This window comes from Agrobacterium rubi TR3 = NBRC 13261 (genome assembly GCF_000739935.1).
Taxonomy (GTDB): domain Bacteria; phylum Pseudomonadota; class Alphaproteobacteria; order Rhizobiales; family Rhizobiaceae; genus Agrobacterium; species Agrobacterium rubi.
This window is the reverse complement of record NZ_BBJU01000056.1, coordinates 1-595: the sequence shown is the minus strand read 5'-3', so window position 1 is coordinate 595 and position 595 is coordinate 1. Positions and strand designations below refer to the sequence as shown.

Sequence of the window (595 nt, the reverse complement as noted above, 5' to 3'; positions counted from 1 at the left end):
TATGAGCGGGTCTTTGACCCTGTGCTCTGCCTGAGTGCTGGCGACCGGCGACGGCCTCTGGCCTGTATGGAGACTTCAGTTGAAGTTACCATGCGCTCGGCGAGATGGGCCCGTAGCTCAGTTGGTTAGAGCACACGCTTGATAAGCGTGGGGTCGGTAGTTCAAGTCTACCCGGGCCCACCATGCTTTGCCTTCACGGCCGTATCGCAGCTTACGCTGCTGGCCTGCAGGCGGCGCGCCGAACGATCGGCGACGGGTTCTGCCCTGCACCAATGGTTTTTTAGATTTTACCTGATCCCTGACGGCTTAGCTGTTTGGGTGTTTGCGATGGTTGGGGCTTTAGCTCAGCTGGGAGAGCACCTGCTTTGCAAGCAGGGGGTCATCGGTTCGATCCCGATAAGCTCCACCAATCGCGAAGCGATTGGGTTGGTTTGTCTTGACGCTGTCGCGGCTCACGCCGCTGCGTGTCCGACGGGCCGGCCAAACGTGGCCGACGGCCTCTGGCCTGTAGGGCGGACTGATCGGTAGTCAAAATATCCTTTTGAAGAAATAAAAGTTTGCATCGCTTTTTTGAAAGCTGATGCCTGTTCTGTAC

General features: G+C 57.3%; 2 tRNA genes. Both read left to right on the top strand.

The features are described from left to right. The first annotated feature begins 106 nt into the window (after window positions 1–106). A tRNA-Ile gene (locus RRU01S_RS24930) sits at window positions 107–183 on the top strand. A gap of 150 nt (window positions 184–333) precedes the next feature. Continuing rightward, a tRNA-Ala gene (locus RRU01S_RS24925) sits at window positions 334–409 on the top strand. The last annotated feature ends 186 nt before the right edge of the window (window positions 410–595 follow it).